The organism is Acinetobacter sp. ACIN00229, assembly GCF_016106645.1.
Classification (GTDB): Bacteria; Pseudomonadota; Gammaproteobacteria; order Pseudomonadales; family Moraxellaceae; genus Acinetobacter; species Acinetobacter oleivorans.
Window position 1 is genome coordinate 84,278 of record NZ_JADWOM010000013.1, and the last position, 21,183, is coordinate 105,460.

Genomic DNA, 21,183 nt, shown 5'->3' on the forward strand with positions numbered 1-21,183 from the left:
GTGATATCTAAAGATTCATTCTATTTCCTGTTCAGTACATCTGAAAATTTCTATTTTTTTCTGCTAACTGACGGAATATCTATGACATATACTAAGGAAGAAAAGAGCAGCAGAATACGAGGGATTGTAGGCGCAGCTTCAGGTAATTTGGTCGAATGGTTCGACTTTTATATCTATGCAGTATTTGCTGCTTATTTTACTCAGGCTCTAACTGCACCAGACATGGATAGTACGACCAAATCGATTTATGTTTGGGGTGTATTTGCAGCAAGCTTTTTTATGCGTCCTATTGGTAGCTGGATATTTGGGCGCATTGCAGACCGACATGGTCGAAAAAAATCAATGATTGTCTCAATTTGCTTAATGGCTTTGAGCTCTTTTCTATTTGCAGCCCTACCCACTTATGAACAAGTTGGGTTATTTGCCCCTTTCCTTTTACTGGTAGTACGCTTACTTCAAGGTCTATCAGTGGGTGGTGAATATGGTGCAGTCGCAACATACATGAGTGAATTAGGCTTAAAGGGTCAACGTGGTTTTTATTCCTCTTTCCAATATGTCACCCTTTCTGGTGGCCAGTTACTTGCCAGCCTACTTGGTGTAATCTTATTAACGTTTTTAAGTGAACAACAATTACTTGATGGTGGTTGGCGTATTCCGTTCATTATTGGTGGTATTGCAGCTATTCTATCTTTACTTGCCCGGAGTCGTTTAGAAGAAACGCTTTCTCATCAAGATAGTGAACGCAAAGAGTCTGGTAGCTTAAGAGAGCTCTTTAAAAAGCATTGGAAAACCTTTTTATTGGTGGTCGGATACACTTCTGCTGGTTCATTAACGTTTTATGTAGAAACTGTTTATTCAAAAACCTATTTAACTAATTTAGGTATGGATGGAAAAACCGTTGGTTATATCATGACCTTCGCACTATTTGTCTATATGTGTGCTCAACCTGTATTTGGTTCCATTTCGGATCGTATTGGGCGACGTTCTTCAATGCTGGCATTTAGCTTATTATCTGCAATTTTTATCTATCCAGTAATGGCAATTGGCATGCCTAATTATATAGATTCACCGATCATCATTACCTTGCTACTCATTTTTATGATGATGATTTTGAGTTTCTATACATCTATTAGTGGTTTAGTAAAAGCTGAGATGTTCCCACCTCACGTACGCGCACTCGGAGTAGGATTTTCATATGCGGTAGGTAATGCTATTTTTGGTGGTTCTGCACCTTCGGTAGCCTTGCAATTCAAAGCTGCCGGAATCGAAAATACATTCTTTATATATGTCATTGTCATGCTGATTATCTGTTTCTTGTGTAGCCTTGCGCTTCCGAAAAAACCAGATTATTTAGAACATGATCATTAATTAAATGAAATGCCTTCTGTCCCAAGCAGAAGGCATTTTTTAGCACTTAGCAAGTTCTTTTAAAAAAGCCCACGGAAAAATCCCTTTATCATGCCCATCGCTAAAACAAATTTGGGCACCGTAACCTTGATCGAACATAGCTGTTACTTCGACATTTTGATCTTCAATTTTAATTTGCTTAATTCGCTTCGCTCGGCAAAAGCCACATGGGCAAATTTCCCTTAAATTTTGATGACTCAGAGATACGCTTAAACCATCGGTCCATATAAAGTGAACCTGTTTATTTGTAGTATCAACACGAATATCAGGTCTGGCTTGCATATTTCACCTCACCAATTTGATTTAATCCAATACGAATCGCTTTTCGTACTTCTGGGTCGGAGTCATTTTGATGTTGTTCCAATAGCTTCTGAGCTTCTGCTGTACCAATTTCACCGAGTGCTAAAGCGACGTCTTTACGCAAGTTACTAATTTCATGATTAAAGTTATCAGACAAATGAGCAACTGCCAGACGCGACTTGAGTAACCCTAAGCTTCGAACTGCGGCAATACGTACTTGCCAATATAAATCAGATAAAGCATGAATTAAGGGAGTTTCGAGCTGAACGATATGTAATTTTCCAATCGTAAGTGCAGCTTCGACTCTTAATTGCCAACTTTCCGAGGTTAAAGAGTGTTGAAGTGCTTGAATCACCTCAGCTGATATGCTCTGACTATAGGCCAAACCACCTGTTGCAATGCGGCGAACCTCATCATCTACATCTGTTTCAGCTGTTTTTGCCAATAACGTAATCGCTTGGTCTTGTTGTAACCAACTTAATGCACTGACTGCCTCACGGCGTACTAGAGCATCTTCATGATGTACCAAAGCAGATATCTCTGTGAATAATTGCTGTGGTCGTAAAGGTTTTAAAGCACGTAAAATTGCACTAACAGCAAAAGTATCCGTATGCTTTAAATAAGGGGCAAGGATCTGGGCTGATGCCGCATTTTTTACTTCACTTAAACTTTGACTGGCAGCTTGTTTCACATTCACATCTGTATCAAATAAGGCTTGAGCCAATACTTGTAAACTAGTTGGATCTTCCCAACTTTCTAACTTTTTTGCCGCCTCTTCACGAACTAAAGCTGAAGAGTCGTGTTGCAGTGCCGCATGCAACCAAGGAAGTAAATCCGGATTTTCTTCATCGCCAATATTCATTAAAGCAACAAAGCGAATCTTTTCATCTTCGTGATTAAGCTGTGCAAGAAATTCCTGATTATATTCATCGAGGTCATCTAAAGCTTGATAATAAAAACTCATTCGTATTCCTTAATTTGTGATTTCTTTCCAAGCCCTAATGGGTTTAAACGGCTTAACTCTTCTTGTTGAGTAGCTTCTTTTAAAGTCTGGATACAATGCTTTTTAATGGCTGTAAATTCACTACTTGTTACAAGATCAACGTCTCGTGGACGTTCAAACTTAAGCGGAATTTCTTCAATAATTCGCCCTGGTCGATGGCTCATAATCAGCACTCGATCGGCTAAAAAAAGTGCCTCATCAATATCGTGGGTAATAAATAAAACCGACGTTTGGATTTCTTGCCAAATTTCGAGTAATAGCATTTGCATTTTTAAACGAGTTTGAGCATCTAACGCACCAAAAGGCTCATCCATTAATAAAATGCGAGGTTGATTAATTAGTACTCTCGCAATTTCAACTCGTTGCTGCATGCCACCAGAAAGTTCAGCTGGAAATTTATGTTCAAAGCCTTTAAGTCCGACCAGATCAATCATTTTCTGAGCTTGTTCAATACGCTTTTGTTTGGCGATGCCTTTCATTTTTAAACCAAAGGCAATATTTTCAAGCACGCTTTTCCATGGAAATAAGGTATGTTGCTGGAACACCAAACCTCTGTCTGGATGCGGTTCAAAAATAGATTCATTATCGACCGTTAAAGTCCCAGAACTAATGGGTAAGTGTCCTGCCAAAGCACCTAATAATGTTGATTTACCGCAACCCGACGGGCCAAGTAGACATATAAACTCACCCGGTTGTATTTCAAAATTAACCCGATCTAATGCCTGAAAACGATTTTTAGCTTGCCCTAAATGTAGCGATAGATTTTGAATACGTACATGGCCTTGTGTAATTGACATTTTATGATTTCCTCAGTTGATACCATGGGGTAAATCGGTTTCCAATCACACGCACCAAGGTACTGCTAAACATACCCAAGGCTCCGATCAACACCATCCCAACCACAATATTGCTATAGTTTTGCAAGGTGAAAGATTCCCATGTGAAATATCCAATTCCGTGTTGTCCGGAAATCATTTCGGCAGTCACTAAACAGAACCAACAAGTGCCCATTCCAATAGATAAACCGGTAATGATGTTCGGTAATGCTCCCGGAATGATGACTTCATAAATGATAGCTAGATCAGAAGCACCTAAGCTTTTCGCTGACGCAACGAGTCTTGGGTCAACTGCACCAACACCATGTACAGTGTTTAATAAAATTGGAAATAAAGCCCCAATAAAGGTAATAAAAATCATGGAAGCTTCTGATGATGGAAAAATCAGAATCGCTAAAGGAATCCATGCAACTGCTGGAATTGGACGTAATACTTCTAATGGCGGCATTAGAAATGCAGCAAGTTTTTGATAACGTCCTGCTAACAAACCAATACCTACACCAATTAAAGCCGCTAGCACAAAACCAACCACTACGCGAAACACACTAGATTCAACATGTTCAAATGCAGTGCTGAGTTGAAAGAAAGCCCAAAGCGCATGAATGACATCTAAAGGTGTCGGGACATTGCTAAAGTTCACAATACCTAAATTTATTTTAAACTGAGCTAGTCCTTGCCAAATGACTATCCAGAAAACTATCGATGTAAAAGCAATAACATAGCTTTTTAAATGCGCCAGATATGATCTCAATTGCTGAAAAAATTTAATCAAAAATGTACTTTGGTTTTTAGGTTTTGTCTGGACTAAACTACTCATTCGTCACCTCCTGCTTATTAGGTAAGACAACACATCAGCTCTGGGTTACAAGCTGAATAGCTTTAAAGTCATATACTTTTCCGCCCTGTTGTTTAGCCCATTTTTCAGCATCATCTTTTAATAAAAAGGCCTGAATTTGTCCTGCTTTATCTGTGGCATACCATGCCAGATTGGCAAGTAACTTAATGTCGGACTGATGATCTTGGCTATAAACCACACGCACCGTTTTTCCAGCGGCTTGAATTTTCTTTAAATCAGAAAAAGCATGCTCAGGTGTTTCATAGCTACGCACTTTTTCTTCACCCTTTACCCAAATTTGAGTTACCCGATCAAATGTTTTGATGGATTGGCCCGTTAAAGCGTCATTGGCAACCAAAGGTGATTTTGCATAGTCGGCCAGTTGCTGGCTGTAATTAAGTCCAGATGCTTGAAATGCGTCCTTAATATATTGGTCATCAATAAATTTATTTACATCAAGCGTACCGTCGTTTTTTCCTAGAACTTTTAAGGTGTCTATCGCAATTTGAGTGGCTTTTCGATATTCAGGTTTCCACGTTAAGTCACGAGTTTGCAGACCTAATGGACCATGAAACAGATAGACCACTTCGGCAGGAATACCGGTTTTTTCAGCAATAAATTCACTATATTTTTCAGGTTGTTCCCGAATCAATCGATTCGCTTCAATAGTTGCCTGTAAATAAGCTTTTATGACTTCTGGATGCTGCTGTGCATAATCCTTGCTGGCAAGTGAACCATGAAATGTAGGTGATTTTGCTTGTGAACCATCATAGATTTTTTTAGCAAAACCTTGGTAAGCAAATAACTCTCCAAATGGTACGAAGTCAGCATGCGCAGCAATCTTATGACTTTTTAATGCAGGTCCCGCCACTTCTGGCGCCTGAGCAATCACTTTAATATCTTTATCAAGTTGCCAACCTTCAGCTTGAATTGCTCGCAATAATAGTCCGTGAGCAGTTGAGGCAAAAGGTACAGAAATTGTTTGCCCCTTTAGCTCTTTAAGTGAAGTTACTTTTGAGTCAATTGGAACAACAATCGCATTACCGCTGCCATTAATACTGCCTGACAATGGCGCTAAAAATATGCTTTCTTTTCCAGCTTTTTTAAATGCCGCTAAATTATTAACAGCAGGAAAGTCAGCCATTGCTCCCAAATCTAGACGCCCAGCCACCATCTCACTGGTAAGTGGTGCACCAGAGGTAAAGTTTTTCCATTGAATGTCATATTTAACATTCTTGTATTCGCCATCTTTGGGCAAATATTTTGGTAATAGATTCAATTCACGAATCAGCAACCCACCTGTTGCACAGTTAATGGTCGTGTCTTGTGTACCAATCGCTACACGCACAGTTTCTGTTTTACTTCCGCACCCCAAAGTACCAAGTACAATGGCACCAATTAAGCTACTGAGTAATAGTTTTTTATTGATCAATTTATTTTGTCTCATGTTGCGTATTCCAAATTAATTATTTGAGTAGGTATGGGATATTTACTTTGACTGCATCTGTTGGGCAGTCCTTTTCACAAGGCATGCAGTACCAACATTCATCAAACTGCATGAAAGCTTTTTGAGTGGTTGGATCGATTGCCAATAAGTCCATTGGACAAACATCTACACAAACGGTGCATCCTTTATCAGCAATACATTTATCTTCATCGATAATGACGGGTGCGACAGTACGGTGCTGTACTTCTTTAAAAATAAAAGCCATGATTTAACTTCCTGATTTATTTAGTCTGCTAGAGCAACATCTTTTTGAATGCGTAAACGGTCATACGACACAGCTTCATCTTGATTAATCGGAACCACATAAGGCTCGATTGGCTTTTTGAAACTGACCATGTTGCCGTGTTCATCTTTTTTCAAATGCGCGTGACAGAACCAATCCGAGTTATTTTTTTGAGGGAAATCTGCCCTATAGTGGTACAGTCCCCAGCGGCTTTCTTCTCTAAACAGTGAAGCTCTAGCTGCCATTTCCGCACAGTCTCGAATAAAAGAAACTTCAGCGGCACGCATCAGCTCATGCGGGTTCCTTGCAGAGATTCGCTTAATATCCTGTTTGATTTCTTCAAAACGCTTGAGCCCAATTTCCATTTTTTGGCGAGTTTTAGGAGGCTGCAAATAGTCATTTACAAAACGGCGCAACTTATATTCCACTTGTTCTGGAGGTAAACCTTCTGAACAATCCAGTGGCGCAAATATTCGAGCTTTTTCTGCTTCTATTTCGCTTTGGTTTAATTCGCTATCTTCAATTGCATTCACATATTGCGCGGCATTTACACCCGCAAACCATCCGTAGGTAAATGCACCAAGCATATAGTTATGAGGTACAGCTGCCATATCGCCAGCGCTATATAATCCTTTAACCGAAGTCTCGGCTTTTTCGTTTACCCATACGCCAGAAGCACTATGTCCGCTACAGAAACCAATTTCTGAAATATGCATTTCCACCATATCTTGACGGTAATTGGTTCCTCGCCCCTCATGGAAACGACCACGGCTTGGGCGCTCATTGGTATGTAGAATCTCTTCAATGGTTTGAATGGTTTCTTCGGCCAAATGATCTACTTTTAAATAAACAGGACCATTACCACTTTCCAGTTCTTGGTAAAATTCCCACATCATTTGACCACTCCAGTAGTCACATTCAATGAAACGTTCACCTTTACTGTTGGCGGTATAACCTCCTAAAGGTCCGGTCACATAAGCACAAGCTGGGCCGTTATAGTCTTTAATCAGTGGATTAATCTGGAAGCATTCTAAGTTAGCAAGTTCAGCACCTGCATGGTATGCCATTGCATAGCCGTCACCTGCATTGGTTGGGTTTTCATAAGTGCCCATCAAGTAGCCTGAAGCTGGCAAACCTAAACGCCCTGCCGCACCACAACATAAAATGGCTGCTTTGGTTTTAATGACATAAAAGTCACCACTACGACAGTCAAAACCAAGTACACCATTGATTGCACCTTGCTCATTTTTTAAAAGCTTTGTGGTGACAATCCGATTATTAATTTTGACTTGAGCACGCTTTAACTGACGATATAAAACTTTTTTAACGTCATGGCCTTCGGGCATTGGTAAAACATATGCCCCCATGTGATGTACTTTTTTTACTGCAAATTCACCTGTCTCATCTTTTTCAAACTTAATGCCCCATTGGTCGAGCTGTTGAATGGTTGTGAAACTATGCTTCGCATATGCATATACAGTGGTTTGGTTAACCACTCCATCATTGGCAATCGTAATTTCTTTGGTGTACTGCTCAGGTGTTGCATAGCCCGGAATGACAGCATTATTCAGCCCGTCCATTCCCATTGAAATTGCTCCACTGCGTTTTACATTCGCTTTTTCAATGAGCAAGACTTTTAAATTCGGGTTTTCTTGTTTTGCTTTAATCGCAGCCATTGGTCCAGCAGTTCCACCACCAATAACCACAATATCGAACTCAAGATATTTAGTTTCCATTGTAAAATCCTTATTTTTATCTGAGTTATTAACGATGAATACGTAAACGGTACTGGAAGGTATCGCCCGAGAAATAGAGATATTCATAGTCAATCGGTTGGCCATTTGCATCATGAGTCAAACGTTCGACCCGTAATACAGGAGTTCCGATTTCAACTTGCAGCAAAGCCGCTAATTCTTCATCCGCAACAGTGGCATCAATGCTTAAATCCGCATGTCCCAAAGGGATGTCACACTCTTGTTCTAATGCCTTGAAAATATCGGTTGTACGTAAATCAATCGCTTTTTCTTTAAGCTTCAAACCAATATGTTCTGGCAAATAAGTCAACTCATAAGACACTGGTTGACGGTTGAGCAAACGAACACGTTGAATTTCATATACATTGGCTTTAACAGGTAACTTTAATTTGGGCACAACGTGCATCGGGATCTGTTTAAGCTCGGCCGAGATGACACGGTTTAAAATTTCGTGACCAGCAGATGACATTGCTTCTGCAAAACCCTGCAAATTTGAGATGTTCTGGAATGTTTTTGGCTTACTTACAAAGGTCCCTTTACCTGGTACTTTAAAAATATAGCCTTCCAACTGTAATTGGTTGAGTGCTTGGCGAACTGTGATTCGGCTTACACCGAACTGTTCAGCAAACTCGTTTTCAGATGGAATTTGACTCAACACGGCATATTCACCATTTACAATTTTGTTAAGGATGAGTTCCCTTAACTGATCATAAAGAGGCTTGTGATTTTTGGGATCGTGGGGTAGCTGGCTCACGGCTTAGAACCTGTTATAACAACTTGAGCAAATAATGTTTAAAATGTTTCCGCTTTGGAAATAATTTAAAGCGATAACTTTAGTTAAAAAAATAATTTCAATGAATATCAATAAACTATTGTAGGGTTATCTATAGAATTTAATTATTGTTATAAAAAAGATATATGTATTTGTGTTGAATAAAAACTCTAGATAGCCCAAGAAATTTGAACATATTATTAACTACTGCATGTTGTTACCCAATGCAGAAGCACAAGAGTTAGCAACCTACTAGTTAAATTAATTGTTTATTTTTTATAAAAAATTAAAGGTGGATCAGTTATCTTAATTGTGAAGGGCTCATTCCATAAAACTGTTTAAAGCGATGGCTTAAATGGCTTGCTGAACTAAAACCACATACTAGAGCAATATCTTGTAAAGAAAGCTGAGATGACTGAATGAGCCCTTTTGCCTTAGTTAAACGTCTTTGCATGACATATTGGTGAGGTGCCATATTCATAGACTGTTTAAACATATGGGCAAAATGGTATTCACTTAAATTCACAACATTTGCCAAGTCTGACAAAGTGAGTGCTTGATCTAAATGCCCTTCAATCCAGTCTTGAATATATTTGAGTTTATGAGGTGCCAGTCCACCTTTAATGACAGGCTGCTGCCACTTAACATTACTATATCTTCGAATTAAATGATTCAACAATAAACTGGCAGTAGTACTCATTTGTAAATGGTTTGATGAATCATTCCAATCACAATCAAGTAGGAAAAACTGATATAGCGCACGAATCTTTTCGTCATCATTAAAGACAACTTCATTTAGTTCAATTTGATTCGGCTCTTTGTCCCATATTTTTTCAGCAACATCACGCAAATGTTGGTCGGTATAATACAAATGAACGAATTTAAGCCCACCTCGTATATCCCAAGTCGACTCCTGATGTTCAGGCAACAAACAAAAACGACCCGGCCCACCGCCATTTTTCCAGCCAGCAGGTGTTTTTTGATAGCTTTCATAGCCATCTTGAATATAAAGACTTAAAGTATGGTGATCGCTACAGACACTTACCCGATCTTGTTCATTAGACCAAAATGCAAGTTGCATATTTTCATCAAGCACCACAGTTTCGTGAAGCTTGGCTTTAGATTGCTGTAGCTGTTCTAAAGTTTGATAGGCCATGCAAAATTAAAACGAATATCATTGAGCTTAAGTTAACCATATTCAGCAAAATTCAGCTAGTTCAGTCATATAAAAAACGCAAGATCTTACATGTACAACACAAGAATATATACGTGAAAAATGAAGCATTCCTAGATACTTAAGTTTGGTAATCGAGGATGAACTTATGAATATTTTACTCTATGTTGCGGTGGTGTTGATTTGGGGAACAACATGGATTGGAATTGCCGTTCAAAGCCACTATGCAACGCCCGTTGTCGCAATTTTATGGCGTTTTGCTATTTCAGCCTTATTACTGTGGGTTGTTTTACTATTTTCAGGAAAATTACAGCGAATTGCTTTAAAAGATCATTTGTTCTGTATGCTACAAGGTCTTTGTGTTTTCGGCCTAAACTTTATTTGTTTTTATACCGCCGTTAAATATGTAAATAGCGGTTTAGAGTCCGTTATTTTTTCGATGGCCGTTTTTTTTAATGCTATTAATACGCTTATCTTTTTTAAGCAAAAACCATCACCTAATTTTGCCCCAGCAGCACTTTTGGGCCTAAGCGGTATTGTTCTACTGTTTTGGCATGATCTGATTAATAGTCAGTTTAATGCACAGTTATTGATGGGTATTGGGCTATGTGCAGTAGGCACTTACGGTTTTTCTTTAGGGAATATGATTAGTGTTAGACACCAAAAACGTGGCCTAAATATTTTTTCAACAAATTGTTATGCTATGACTTATGGTGCACTGGTGATGTTAAGTCTAGCTTTATTTACAGGCCAAGATCTAATGCCTCCAATGAATTTCCCATTTTTAAGTTCGGTACTTTACTTGGCTGTATTTGGTACGGTTATTGGGTTCTCGGCTTATTTTTCTTTGGTTGGGCGAATTGGTGCAGCCAAAGCAGCCTATAGCACATTACTTTTCCCTTTAGTCGCTCTAACCGTTTCTACCTTCTTTGAAGGATATGAGTGGACCTTAAATGCATTATTTGGAATTTTATTGATCTTACTCGGTAACTACTTAATGTTTAGTAAGTTTGAAATTGGAAAAAAGTTATTTAATAGTCAAAAAAGTTGTGAGAAGCAGGCCTAAAAGCCTGCTTTTTTTATAAGTAATAATTCATCTCTAGCAGTACGTTTTTAGCATCAACTCAAAATCTTTTAAAGCCGCGGCTGCCGTAGCTAAAGGCGCAGATGCTCCTCCACTTACAACAAGTTCACCCATTTCTTGAGTTAACACCCGAATGCATTTATTAGAACCTTGCAGATGAGCAAAAGAATGATTTGCCGGAACTAATCTTAATTCAACACCTGTTTGAATTTGCTGATTTTTAATATGAATAAAACCGACAAGACGAGGAATTACATTTTCTTTTTTCCAAGCACGTATATGATCGGCTGTGACATGACTGATTCCTTGTCTTGGAATATCTTGAATTTTTACATCAGCCCCCAAAACAGTATTTGCCAATATCGTAATTTTAGCAGCGGTATCCCATCCATCTACATCGAAAGAGCTGTCAGGTTCTGCAATCCCTTTTGTTTGAGCTTTTCCAAGAGATTCTGCAAACGCACATTCATGTTGCAACATATCATTCAAAATAAAATTTGTGGTTCCGGTAAAAACACCTTCTATTTCTAAAATTTGGCAGCCAGCCAAGTTATATTCAAACAAATCAACTGTCGGTAAAGCCGCAGCCGTCGCGCCGCTAAAAAATAATTTTTGATGGTGTTGATGTGCCAAATTAATTAATTTTTTACCCTCTACAACTAAAGCACCTTTAGATACTGCTATCGCATTCATGTTATGTGTTAGAGCATAATTTAAATAAAACAGGCCTTTTCCACCTGTCACATAATCACTTGCCCCAGTCTCAATAATGACATCCGCTTGTACCTGCTCTAAAAACTTTTGTTCAGTGAGGCCTGCTTGATATTGAGTTTTATCTAGCCATTTGGCAGCTTGCAAACCGTCTTGGTCAATTAAGCCTGATGATGAATTACATACCCCCACTAAACGGGCATCAATTTGATATTTTTGTTTATAGTATGTCGATCGATTTAAAAGAAGCTCTGCAATTTGTTGCCCAATCCGTCCAAAACCACAAATTGCCACGTTGACTCGCTTCATATCGCTTTCTCAAAAACTTAAAGGGTTTAAATAAAAACTTTCCAAAGTTAATGTTAAGGCTTCATTTGGAAACTTTGTATTTATAAAGGTAAGTTAAAATACTATATCGCTTAGATATTTGTGAGATTAACAATCTTAACTACCATATAAATTGCGACAGCAAAAACCATTAAAGCAAAGACTTTTTGTACAATTGCAGAGGGAATAAAACGAATAGCTCTGCGCCCTAATAACATACCAACTGCACATGCGAGCGCAAACGCACTAGTAATGCTTACTGGATAGTGAAAACCCTCTGCAATATGCATCACAATACTCATTCCACTGATGAGAAAAATAATCATAAGTGACGTTGCAACAATACTATGCATATCCAAATTTGTGACTTTTCTAAGCGCTGGCACAATTACAAAGCCGCCACCAACCCCTAGCATGCCAGTTAAAAGCCCAGCAATAATTCCGATACTGGCAAGAACGCTTCCCGTTTTAAAATTCCAGATAAAACGTCCCGTACTTGGGTTAACCTGACACGGCGGATTATGAAAGTCTGATACTCGGTTACTAATAAGTCGATAACCTACTGTAAACATGACCAAGCTAAACATTAACATGAGCCAAACAGGTGAAATCGCGTTGGCTATTAAAATGCCGATATGTGCCATAGGTGCGCCAATAATGGCAATCCAGATTGCAGCACGATAACGAACCATCTTTTTAAATAGCCCTTCAATCGTTCCAATCAGTGTAGACAGCGCAACTGCCAATAAACCAATAGGGGCTGCTTGAGCTACACTCCAGCCTTGACTGGTCATGAGCGCAGGTACAGCAAGAATACCGCCACCGGCACCAGTAAGACCAAGTAAAAAGCCAATCACAATGCCTTCAACGACAAGTAATAACATATCAGAAGCCTAAAATTTCATGTTTTTCATTTGCAATGAACTACAGTATTTACTCGAACCTAGTTCTCACCTTCTTTCGAAGCTTTAATCGCTTCTCAGGGTAAAGCGTTGCTTTACTTATCCTCTTAACTCGAACATAGTTCTCGTCTTGCGCTCGTACAAAGCGTTACTTTGCTTAACCTCTTCCGCTCGGGTAAAGCGTTGCTTTACTTAACCTCGCTCAGGTTTGACCATCCACTCACGGCCTTTGAGCATGCCTTGCCAGTAAATCGGTGGCAAAATCCGTTCTTTAAGCAACCAAGCCAAACGAGAAGGTTTTTGCCCATCAATCACCCATTTGGGAAAACTTGGAAGTAATTTGCCGCCATAACCAAACTCCGCCAGAACAATCTTTCCACGCTCTACAGTCAGTGGGCAGGAACCATAGCCGTTGTACTCGCAGAAGTTTTGCTCACCGTTCAGTTGTGCTAGAACATTCACAGCAACGATAGGAGCTTGTGCCCGTGCCGCCGCAGCAGTCTTGGCATTAGGTGCATTCATCACATCGCCTAAAGCAAAAATATTGGCATGCTGTGTGTGTTGTAAGGTTTGAGGATTCACACTCACCCAGCCTGATTCATCAGTGAGTGTACTGGCACGAATAAAATCTGGGGCTTGTTGTGGTGGAACAACATGCAACATATCAAAATCAGTCTCGACCAATGCTGCACTTTCATCATTCACCACCTTAAACCATGCTTTTCTTGCAGGCCCATCTACTTTGACAAGTTGATGGTTAAAGTGCAGTTCAGAACCATATTTTTCGACATATTGCATTAGTGCAGGGACATATTCCTTCACACCAAATAAAACACCGCCGGTGTTATAAAAATGGATAGAGATATCTTTGAGTTTGCCTTGCTTTAACCAGTAGTCAGCAGAAAGATACATTGCTTTTTGAGGAGCACCTGCACATTTAATCGGCATAGGCGGCTGGGTAAAGATTGCCTTTCCACTGTTTAGTTGTTGCACCAGTTCCCAAGTATACGGTGCTAAATCATAACGATAGTTAGACGTCACCCCATTTTTACCTAAGGTTTCAACCAAGCCTTCAATGCCATGCCAATTCAGTTTTAAACCCGGACAAACAACCAAAGCTTTATATTGAATGGGTTGGCATCCTTCCAAAATAATCTGATTATGCTCAGGGTCAAATCCAGCAACGGCGGCTTTCATCCATTTTACTTTTGCAGGAATCACACTTGCCATTGAGCGTGCGGTTATTTCTGGTTTGAAAATACCGCCACCAACCATGGTCCAACCCGGTTGATAATAATGGGTATCTGCCGGATCAATAATGACAATATCTAAATTAGGTTCACGACATAAAAGACTAGACGCTACAGAAATTCCTGCTGCTCCAGCGCCCACAATCACAACGCTATAACAAGGAATTGTCGCTGATTCATGGTCACGTTTTAAAATACGTGGCACTAAACCTTTTAAGTTAAATCCAAGTTTGTTACCTGATTCAACTAACAGCGCTGCATCTTGTGGAACAACTTCAGCCAAAGCCCACAAACTGACTGCACGCATACCAGAACGGCAATACGCTAAAACAGGTTTTTGGGCATTCTGATAATGCTGCTTAAACTCTGTAACTTGTTGGTCGGTAATTTTGCCGCTGGTCACAGGCTGATAAATTACGTTTAGACCATATTGTTGAGCTGCTTCTTCAATTTCAATCACATTGGGTTGGTCTGCACCTTCTCCATCTGGACGGTTACATATCAGAGTTTTTACTCCCTGATCTGCAATTTTCGCGATATCGTCGGCAGTAATCTGGTCAGCAACATAAAATTCTTGATTAACTCGTTTAAGTTCCATATTGCCACCTTATGATTGTGAAGTTGAGCCACAGGCCTGATTGGCAGGTAGCGCTTTATCGATTTGTTTTGGATATGGCAGATTTAAATTATTCATCAATTTAATAAAATCTTCTCGTGAGCGATTCTGACCTAAACGTGAATTTTTTAAACGTTCATAACCAATCGTTGAAGACAAACGACCCTTATAGTCGTGTCCCGGATACACAATAGTTTCGTCAGGTAAGCTGAAAAGTTGTTTATGAATACTGTCAAAAAGTGTCCCTGCATTACCTTGCTGGAAGTCAGTTCGACCGCATCCATCAATTAATAATGCATCACCCGTGAAAACCATGTTTTCAACTAGATAACTCGTACAAGCATTGGTATGACCTGGTGTATAGCGTGCTTCAATACTGAGATTGCCGACTTTAAGCATGCAACCATCTGTAATTAAAATATCTCCGCAATTTACATCTGAATTACGGTGTAAAACCGATTTGCAATGAAAACGTTCACGAAGCAAACTGGCAGCAGTAATATGGTCTGCATGAACATGGGTATCTAAGGTATAGATGAGCGTAAATTGATGCCGCTCTAATTCTTTTGTATAAATCTCTATATCTGATGCGACTGGGTCAATTAAAACAGCCTCTCGAGTTTCTTTACACCCAAGCATATATGTATAAGTTGAACTTTCCTGCTCAAAAAACTGCTTAAAGAACATGATTTATACCCCAATAATTTATTTCTTTCCTATATTTTGCAAATAAGGTGCCAATTATTTAAAATTAAATAATAAATATAAAAATCAAATATTTAATATAAGATATAAAATTAAAGTTAGAAAATAAACTTAGCTTGATGTTCCTTTGAAACTCAAGTATGTTTCAATGAAACGATTGTGAAACACATGAAATGGCAAAGTTAAATTTTGAGTCAGAACAAGATTTTTTTATTTTATTTGAGCAATTAAAAGCTTTATTCCCAAATGCGAGTCTTTTTTTAGCAGATACAACGACTCAAGCAATTCACTATAAATTTAATACAGATGACATTTCTGTTGAGAGCATGGCAGCGCTTACTCAAGATCATCACAATCAATATCTCGAAATCAATACTCCTAAAATGAGAAAGCGATTTATCTATCAGGAAAATGATATTTACATCGCAGAGCATCGCATTATCGGGAAATTACATATTCTACAACCCGTTAGCATAGACAATGATATTGCTAATCAAGTAGAGCTAACAGAACAATTAGAAGACTTAGCTAAGGTTTTTAATAGCTGCTCGCCAGAAATGGCTCGTATGTTTTCAATTATTCAAAGAGTGGCAATTACTGAGTTTCCAGTGCTTGTCCGCGGCGAATCTGGTAGTGGTAAAGAACTGGTGGCAAAAGCAATTCATGATTATAGCCAACGTAAAAATAAGATTTTTGTAGCGATTAACTGTGCAGCTTTAAATTCTAATATTTTAGAAAGTGAACTCTTTGGACATGTGAAGGGTGCTTTTACGGGAGCAATTCGTGACCATAAAGGTGTGTTTGAACGTGCCGCTGGTGGAACACTATTTCTGGATGAAATTGCCGAGATTCCTTTAGAGCTTCAAGCTAAATTATTACGGGTATTAGAAACAGGTGAATTTACTCCTGTAGGTGGTGAAAAACCGATTCAAGCCAATGTCCGAATTATTACCGCAACACATAAAGCTTTACGTGAAGAAGCTAAGGCTGGGCGTTTCCGTCATGATTTACTCTACCGTTTGCGTGTCATTCCAATTTTTATACCACCGCTCAGAGAACGAAAAGTCGATATTCCACTCATTGTCGATCAGATTTTAAAAGAAAGCTCTACTCAACTCGACACGATGCCTCGTCACGTCAATCAAAAAGCCATGCAGATTTTGCTAAACTATGACTGGCCTGGAAATGTTCGTGAGCTTAAAAATACATTGCTTTATGCATTAACTATGGCAAATGGTAAGAACGAAATTGAAGTTGAAGACTTACCGAATGAGCTCTTAAATGCAGAGGATTACGTTAAATTACCCGAGACAAATACAGAACTTAGTCCTGAAAATGTACAAGCCGCTTTAGAAAAATATAACCATAACTTAAATATGGTCGCGAATATTTTTGGAATTAGCCGTACTACCCTTTGGCGATATAGACAAAAGCATAAGCTTTAGCTAGGTATTTAGCTCGTCTAAGGCGTATCATATTGCACTTGGTTAGGTTCATTAGTTCAAAGGCTTTATATGATTGTTCGCGATAAAAGCAATGTATTTAAATTATTATTTGCTTGGAAAGGAACAATTTTGCCGAAGGTTTTGCCTGCACTGAGTTTTGTTGTACTTATTTCAGCATGTGTAGTCTGGCTCTCTTATTATCATTGGATTCAAATTCCTACCGTACCTGCAATCGGATTTACTATCTTCGGTGTGATTCTGTCAATTTGTACGGGTTTTCGAAATAACGCATGTTATGACCGTTGGTGGGAAGGCCGCAAACTTTGGGGTGCGCTAATTGCCAATGCCAGACATATTGTTAGAGACAGCCATGTTTTATCTAATGAGCAACGTGAACATTTAATTCATCAGGTCTTAATTTTTAGTAATTTATTGCGCGATCGTTTGCGTCAACAAACAGTCGAACCCACAAAATTTCTTGAGCATGCTTATTTAAATAACTCTTCACTTAACTATTTAAATGAGCATATTAATGCACCTCAATTTGTACTCGAAAATATTCAAAAAGATTTAGTTAAAATACTTAAAGATGGTGAAATTAGTGACATCATCTATAGCACTTTGACGCGTCATATTGTTGAGCTAGGTAATATTCAAGCGGGTTGTGACCGTATTGCTGGGACACCTTTACCCTACTCATATTCAGTACTTTTACATCGTGCTGTTTACTGTTTCTGTTTTATATTACCGTTTAGCCTTGAAGCAGCTTTAGGTATTTGGACACCGCTTATTGTCGGCTTAATCGCTTATATGTTTTTAGGTTTAGATGCTCTAAGTGCTCAAATTGAAGAACCTTTTGGTTTACAAGAAAATGATTTACCGCTCGATTCTATTGTGCGTTTAATTGAACGAGAGTCTTTAAGTTCATTAGGACAACCATTACCGCCTATTATTGAAGCTCAAAACAACAACTTACTTTAATAAAAAAGAGCGAATCATCGCTCTTTTTTATCGGCTTAAGTACTTATTTAGGGTTGTACAATAATCTTAACAGCTGACTCATTATTATGAATTAAGGTTTCAAAACCTTGTGAAATCAAATCATCAAGTTGAATACGCTGTGTAATAAAAGGTTCCAGATTTATTTTACCTTCTTCGACCAGTTTAATAGTTTCTTGATGGTCATTTACGTAGGCAATTGTGCCTCGTACATCAAGCTCTTTCATTACCACACTATGCACATTAATTGATGCTGGATGGCTCCAAATCGAAACAATAACAATAACACCTGTTGGTTTGACTGACGCGACCAAAGTATCTAACACCTTGTTAACGCTACTACATTCAAAAGCGACATCGATACCATCGCCATTAGTAATTTTCATGACCTCAGAAACAACATCAACTTCTGACGGGTCTAAAATATAATCTGCGACTCCCGACTCTTTGGCTTTTTCTTTACGTTTGGCACTTAACTCGGTAATGATAACCTTAAGACCTTTCGCTTTTAAAATTGCCGAAAGCAATAAACCAATTGGGCCCGCACCTCCAACCAGTGCAATATCTCCAGCTTTTGCGCCACTACGTACGAAAGCATGATGACCCACCGATAAAGGTTCAATTAAGGCTGCCTGATCTAGCGGGATTTTATTGGAAATTGGATGCACCCAACGGCGTTTAACTGCTATTTTCTCCGACAAACCACCGCCACGACCGCCTAAACCAATAAAGTTCATATTTTTGGAAAGATGATAATTATCGCCCGGTCCAGTCGGCACATCATCGGCCACAATATAAGGCTCTACAACGACATGTTGACCAATTTCAATATCATCAACACCTTCACCTACGGCATAAACCACACCTGAAAACTCATGTCCCATAGTAATCGGCGCAGATTCGCCTGAAATAGGATGCGGATGTCCACACGGTGGAATAAAAATCGGCCCTTCCATAAACTCATGCAAATCTGTACCACATATTCCACACCAAGCTACCTTAATACCTACAGTACCGGGAGTGACTTCTGGTTCAGGGATATCTTCAATACGAATATCGCCTCTGTCATAAAAACGCGCTGCTTTCATTATTATCTCCCTCAAATCAGGATGTTGTTTTAGCGATAGACAATGCCGCCGTCCGTTAAAATGGATTGACCCGTAATATAGTCCGAATCTTCACTTGCCAGAAAAGCAACTAATGCAGCTACATCATCTGGTGTTTGAGCTCTACCTAAAGCAATGCCTTCCACATACTTTTTATAAGTTTCACCGATTGCTGCACCGGTAATTTCAGCAAAACGTTTATCGATTTCAACCCACATGTCTGTTCCGACAATTCCGGGGCAATATCCATTTACCGTAATACCATGACTGGCATATTCTTTTGCCGCAGCTTGGGTAAGTGCTCGTACCGCAAATTTGGTTGCTGAGTAAATACCGAGTAAAGCAAACCCATCGTGGCCTGCAATTGAGCAAGCATTAATGATTTTTCCTTTATGTTGACGTTGCTTAAATTTTGCAGCAGCAGCCTGTATGCCCCACAGCACTCCACCAATATTGATATCAACAATTTTTTGAAATTCATCCGGTGTGATATCAGCAATCGCTTGAACTTGTGCAATTCCAGCATTATTAATCATGACATCAAACCCGCCAAGTGTCTGCTCAGCATGATTTATAGCGGAATACACTTGCTCGCGGTCACTTACGTCGGCAATAAATGTGCTCGCATTTACACCTAAAGCCTGAATTTCCTGCTGCACATCGTTCAATCGATCTTGTTTCATATCAACTAATGCAATATGTGCTCCTTCTTGCGCCAAGCGCAGGGCAATCCCACGGCCAATGCCTTGAGCTGCCCCAGTCACTAAAACGACTTTATTTTTTAATCCCTTAACCATGTTCAACTCCTCTAAATGTAGAATTTCTACATATGAATCGCTCGTTGCATTGAGGCCAAAATGGATTCATGCATGGCTTCTGATAAGGTTGGATGCGGGAAAATCACTTGAGCTAAACTTTCATCAGTTGCTTCTAAATATTTAGCAATCGCAAAGCCTTGAATATGTTCAGTCACTTCATGGCCGACCATATGTGCACCAAGTAATTCACCCGTCTCTGCATGTATCACCGTTTTCACAAAACCTGATGCATCACCAATTGCCAAAGCTTTGCCATTTGCTGTTAAAGAAAACTTGCCGATTCGTATAGGTAAATTCTTAGCTTTTGCTGCATTTTCCGTTAAACCGATACTCGCCACTTGTGGATGAGTAAAAATACAACCCGGAATCTGGCTACGATCGAGTGAATGGACGTTTGCTACACCAGCAATTTTCTCAACACATATCATGGCTTCATGGCTTGCTTTATGAGCGAGACACGGCGCTCCAGCAACATCACCAATTGCATAAAGCCCTGCTACGTTGGTTTTACAATAGTCATCAATTGCCACAAAACCTTGTGGATTGAGTTCTACACCTAAACGTTCTAGTCCTAGCCCCGTGGTATTAGGCTGTACACCAATTGCCGAAAGCACGCGGTCAAAAACAAGCGTTTGAACGTCACTTGCTGTTTCAACCACACAGTGGACTTGCTCATTTTCAATCTGAATACTTTGAACGACAGCATCGGTTAAGACTTTCATACCTTTTTGTTCAAATTGTTTTCTGACAAATTGGGCAACTTCCGCATCTTCAGTTGGTAAAATCTGCTTGGCTAAATCAATAAGCGTGACCTGACAACCCAAATCTTGATAAAGGCTAGCAAACTCACTACCAATTGCACCTGAACCTACAACCAGTAAACTTTTCGGTAACTGCTCTGGAACAAGCGCTTCTTTATAGCTCCAGACATATGTTCCATCGACAGGAAGTTGAGAAACATGTCGGGCTTTAGCTCCAGTTGCCAAAATGATATGTGGTGCACTCAAATCCTGACTGTTACCTTGAGCATCGGTCACTGCAATTTTTTCTTTTGCCGTAAGCTGAGCACGACCATTAAACACGGTCACCTGATTCTTTTTAAGTAAATAATCGATGCCTTGTACTAACTGAGCTGACACTTGGCGGCTATGTTGCACAAGCTTTTGAATATCAAAATCGAGTTGAGATACCTGAAAACCAAACTGTCCTGCATGTTTAAACTGAGTTGCAAGCTCTGCCCCTGCAAGCAAAGCTTTAGTTGGAATACAGCCCCAATTTAGACAAATTCCGCCTAAATGTTGCTCTTCTACAATTGCGGTTTTTAAGCCGAGCTGGGCTGCACGAATTGCAGCCACATACCCACCCGGTCCCGCGCCAATCACAATTAAATCAAATTGAGCTTCTGACAT

General features: G+C 39.4%; 20 protein-coding genes. 4 read left to right on the top strand and 16 right to left on the bottom strand.

Going from position 1 to position 21,183, the window contains the following annotated elements:
* Nucleotides 1-81 precede the first annotated feature (81 nt).
* Nucleotides 82-1,368, top strand: a complete 1,287-nt coding sequence (locus I7H67_RS13275; protein ID WP_049836597.1) for an MFS transporter — start codon at nucleotides 82-84, stop codon at nucleotides 1,366-1,368.
* A 39-nt stretch (nucleotides 1,369-1,407) separates the two neighbouring features.
* On the opposite strand, the gene I7H67_RS13280 is transcribed toward I7H67_RS13275, so the two are convergent.
* The 9 genes from I7H67_RS13280 to I7H67_RS13320 form a co-directional block, all read right to left on the bottom strand.
* The gene (locus I7H67_RS13280; RefSeq protein ID WP_198308061.1) at nucleotides 1,408-1,689 is read right to left on the bottom strand and encodes a DUF971 domain-containing protein; all 282 of its coding nucleotides are present in this window, start codon (nucleotides 1,687-1,689) and stop codon (nucleotides 1,408-1,410) included.
* Nucleotides 1,673-2,671, bottom strand: a complete 999-nt coding sequence (locus I7H67_RS13285; RefSeq protein ID WP_198308062.1) for a HEAT repeat domain-containing protein — start codon at nucleotides 2,669-2,671, stop codon at nucleotides 1,673-1,675. Before I7H67_RS13285 ends, I7H67_RS13280 begins: the two co-directional genes overlap by 17 nt.
* A complete protein-coding gene (locus I7H67_RS13290) occupies nucleotides 2,668-3,507 on the bottom strand; it encodes an ABC transporter ATP-binding protein (protein WP_198308063.1) in 840 nt (279 codons plus the stop codon). Before I7H67_RS13290 ends, I7H67_RS13285 begins: the two co-directional genes overlap by 4 nt.
* A 1-nt stretch (nucleotide 3,508) precedes the next feature.
* Nucleotides 3,509-4,363 (bottom strand): ABC transporter permease, encoded by an 855-nt coding sequence (locus I7H67_RS13295; protein WP_198308064.1) that lies wholly within the window; start codon nucleotides 4,361-4,363, stop codon nucleotides 3,509-3,511.
* 34 nt (nucleotides 4,364-4,397) lie between these two features.
* A complete protein-coding gene (locus tag I7H67_RS13300; RefSeq protein WP_198308065.1) occupies nucleotides 4,398-5,828 on the bottom strand; it encodes an ABC transporter substrate-binding protein in 1,431 nt (476 codons plus the stop codon).
* Between the two features lie 19 nt (nucleotides 5,829-5,847).
* Nucleotides 5,848-6,093 (bottom strand): ferredoxin family protein, encoded by a 246-nt coding sequence (locus I7H67_RS13305; RefSeq protein WP_000864073.1) that lies wholly within the window; start codon nucleotides 6,091-6,093, stop codon nucleotides 5,848-5,850.
* A 20-nt stretch (nucleotides 6,094-6,113) separates the two neighbouring features.
* Complete coding sequence (locus I7H67_RS13310; protein ID WP_133224511.1) at nucleotides 6,114-7,847, bottom strand: fumarate reductase/succinate dehydrogenase flavoprotein subunit; 1,734 nt, start codon at nucleotides 7,845-7,847, stop codon at nucleotides 6,114-6,116.
* A 28-nt stretch (nucleotides 7,848-7,875) separates the two neighbouring features.
* Entirely contained in the window at nucleotides 7,876-8,619 is a 744-nt protein-coding gene (locus I7H67_RS13315) for a GntR family transcriptional regulator (RefSeq protein ID WP_198308066.1), read from the bottom strand.
* Nucleotides 8,620-8,938: 319 nt separating this feature from the next.
* Nucleotides 8,939-9,793 carry a helix-turn-helix domain-containing protein gene (locus tag I7H67_RS13320; RefSeq protein WP_005305027.1) on the bottom strand — a complete coding sequence of 285 codons (855 nt, stop codon included), beginning with the start codon at nucleotides 9,791-9,793 and terminating at the stop codon, nucleotides 8,939-8,941.
* A 166-nt stretch (nucleotides 9,794-9,959) separates the two neighbouring features.
* On the opposite strand from I7H67_RS13320, the gene I7H67_RS13325 reads away from it, so the two are divergent.
* On the top strand, nucleotides 9,960-10,877 hold the full coding sequence (locus tag I7H67_RS13325) for a DMT family transporter (RefSeq protein WP_198308067.1): 918 nt from the start codon (nucleotides 9,960-9,962) through the stop codon (nucleotides 10,875-10,877).
* A gap of 33 nt (nucleotides 10,878-10,910) precedes the next feature.
* Here I7H67_RS13325 and I7H67_RS13330 read toward each other — a convergent pair whose 3' ends face one another.
* From I7H67_RS13330 to I7H67_RS13345, 4 genes are all read right to left on the bottom strand, one after another.
* On the bottom strand, nucleotides 10,911-11,915 hold the full coding sequence (locus I7H67_RS13330) for a homoserine dehydrogenase (protein ID WP_198308068.1): 1,005 nt from the start codon (nucleotides 11,913-11,915) through the stop codon (nucleotides 10,911-10,913).
* Nucleotides 11,916-12,025: 110 nt separating this feature from the next.
* Nucleotides 12,026-12,817: a sulfite exporter TauE/SafE family protein gene (locus tag I7H67_RS13335; RefSeq protein WP_198308069.1), complete on the bottom strand. Its 792-nt coding sequence runs from the start codon at nucleotides 12,815-12,817 to the stop codon at nucleotides 12,026-12,028.
* 210 nt (nucleotides 12,818-13,027) lie between these two features.
* Complete coding sequence (locus I7H67_RS13340) at nucleotides 13,028-14,683, bottom strand: bifunctional protein tyrosine phosphatase family protein/NAD(P)/FAD-dependent oxidoreductase (protein WP_198308070.1); 1,656 nt, start codon at nucleotides 14,681-14,683, stop codon at nucleotides 13,028-13,030.
* Nucleotides 14,684-14,692: 9 nt separating this feature from the next.
* Nucleotides 14,693-15,388 (bottom strand): MBL fold metallo-hydrolase, encoded by a 696-nt coding sequence (locus tag I7H67_RS13345; protein WP_198308071.1) that lies wholly within the window; start codon nucleotides 15,386-15,388, stop codon nucleotides 14,693-14,695.
* 191 nt (nucleotides 15,389-15,579) lie between these two features.
* Here I7H67_RS13345 and I7H67_RS13350 point away from each other — a divergent pair, with 191 nt between their 5' ends.
* Nucleotides 15,580-16,851 (top strand): sigma-54 interaction domain-containing protein, encoded by a 1,272-nt coding sequence (locus tag I7H67_RS13350; RefSeq protein ID WP_198308072.1) that lies wholly within the window; start codon nucleotides 15,580-15,582, stop codon nucleotides 16,849-16,851.
* Nucleotides 16,852-16,920: 69 nt separating this feature from the next.
* Nucleotides 16,921-17,832, top strand: coding sequence for a bestrophin family protein (locus tag I7H67_RS13355; RefSeq protein WP_198308073.1), 912 nt, complete (start codon nucleotides 16,921-16,923; stop codon nucleotides 17,830-17,832).
* 47 nt (nucleotides 17,833-17,879) lie between these two features.
* Here I7H67_RS13355 and I7H67_RS13360 read toward each other — a convergent pair whose 3' ends face one another.
* From I7H67_RS13360 to lpdA, 3 genes are read right to left on the bottom strand one after another with little or no spacing between them, the layout of a single operon-like run.
* Nucleotides 17,880-18,938, bottom strand: coding sequence for a 2,3-butanediol dehydrogenase (locus I7H67_RS13360; RefSeq protein WP_198308074.1), 1,059 nt, complete (start codon nucleotides 18,936-18,938; stop codon nucleotides 17,880-17,882).
* 29 nt (nucleotides 18,939-18,967) lie between these two features.
* Nucleotides 18,968-19,753, bottom strand: coding sequence for an acetoin reductase (locus I7H67_RS13365; protein WP_198308075.1), 786 nt, complete (start codon nucleotides 19,751-19,753; stop codon nucleotides 18,968-18,970).
* A gap of 26 nt (nucleotides 19,754-19,779) precedes the next feature.
* Nucleotides 19,780-21,183: a dihydrolipoyl dehydrogenase gene (lpdA, locus tag I7H67_RS13370; RefSeq protein WP_151283163.1), complete on the bottom strand. Its 1,404-nt coding sequence runs from the start codon at nucleotides 21,181-21,183 to the stop codon at nucleotides 19,780-19,782.

What these genes read in the sequence shown, in the direction of transcription:
- I7H67_RS13275 (WP_049836597.1), top strand. Translation starts at nt 82, where the DNA reads ATGACATATACTAAGGAAGAAAAGAGCAGCAGAATACGAGGGATTGTA.
- I7H67_RS13280 (WP_198308061.1), bottom strand. Translation starts at nt 1,689, where the DNA reads ATGCAAGCCAGACCTGATATTCGTGTTGATACTACAAATAAACAGGTT.
- I7H67_RS13285 (WP_198308062.1), bottom strand. Translation starts at nt 2,671, where the DNA reads ATGAGTTTTTATTATCAAGCTTTAGATGACCTCGATGAATATAATCAG.
- I7H67_RS13290 (WP_198308063.1), bottom strand. Translation starts at nt 3,507, where the DNA reads ATGTCAATTACACAAGGCCATGTACGTATTCAAAATCTATCGCTACAT.
- I7H67_RS13295 (WP_198308064.1), bottom strand. Translation starts at nt 4,363, where the DNA reads ATGAGTAGTTTAGTCCAGACAAAACCTAAAAACCAAAGTACATTTTTG.
- I7H67_RS13300 (WP_198308065.1), bottom strand. Translation starts at nt 5,828, where the DNA reads ATGAGACAAAATAAATTGATCAATAAAAAACTATTACTCAGTAGCTTA.
- I7H67_RS13305 (WP_000864073.1), bottom strand. Translation starts at nt 6,093, where the DNA reads ATGGCTTTTATTTTTAAAGAAGTACAGCACCGTACTGTCGCACCCGTC.
- I7H67_RS13310 (WP_133224511.1), bottom strand. Translation starts at nt 7,847, where the DNA reads ATGGAAACTAAATATCTTGAGTTCGATATTGTGGTTATTGGTGGTGGA.
- I7H67_RS13320 (WP_005305027.1), bottom strand. Translation starts at nt 9,793, where the DNA reads ATGGCCTATCAAACTTTAGAACAGCTACAGCAATCTAAAGCCAAGCTT.
- I7H67_RS13325 (WP_198308067.1), top strand. Translation starts at nt 9,960, where the DNA reads ATGAATATTTTACTCTATGTTGCGGTGGTGTTGATTTGGGGAACAACA.
- I7H67_RS13330 (WP_198308068.1), bottom strand. Translation starts at nt 11,915, where the DNA reads ATGAAGCGAGTCAACGTGGCAATTTGTGGTTTTGGACGGATTGGGCAA.
- I7H67_RS13335 (WP_198308069.1), bottom strand. Translation starts at nt 12,817, where the DNA reads ATGTTATTACTTGTCGTTGAAGGCATTGTGATTGGCTTTTTACTTGGT.
- I7H67_RS13340 (WP_198308070.1), bottom strand. Translation starts at nt 14,683, where the DNA reads ATGGAACTTAAACGAGTTAATCAAGAATTTTATGTTGCTGACCAGATT.
- I7H67_RS13345 (WP_198308071.1), bottom strand. Translation starts at nt 15,388, where the DNA reads ATGTTCTTTAAGCAGTTTTTTGAGCAGGAAAGTTCAACTTATACATAT.
- I7H67_RS13350 (WP_198308072.1), top strand. Translation starts at nt 15,580, where the DNA reads ATGGCAAAGTTAAATTTTGAGTCAGAACAAGATTTTTTTATTTTATTT.
- I7H67_RS13355 (WP_198308073.1), top strand. Translation starts at nt 16,921, where the DNA reads ATGATTGTTCGCGATAAAAGCAATGTATTTAAATTATTATTTGCTTGG.
- I7H67_RS13360 (WP_198308074.1), bottom strand. Translation starts at nt 18,938, where the DNA reads ATGAAAGCAGCGCGTTTTTATGACAGAGGCGATATTCGTATTGAAGAT.
- I7H67_RS13365 (WP_198308075.1), bottom strand. Translation starts at nt 19,753, where the DNA reads ATGGTTAAGGGATTAAAAAATAAAGTCGTTTTAGTGACTGGGGCAGCT.
- lpdA (WP_151283163.1), bottom strand. Translation starts at nt 21,183, where the DNA reads ATGTCAGAAGCTCAATTTGATTTAATTGTGATTGGCGCGGGACCGGGT.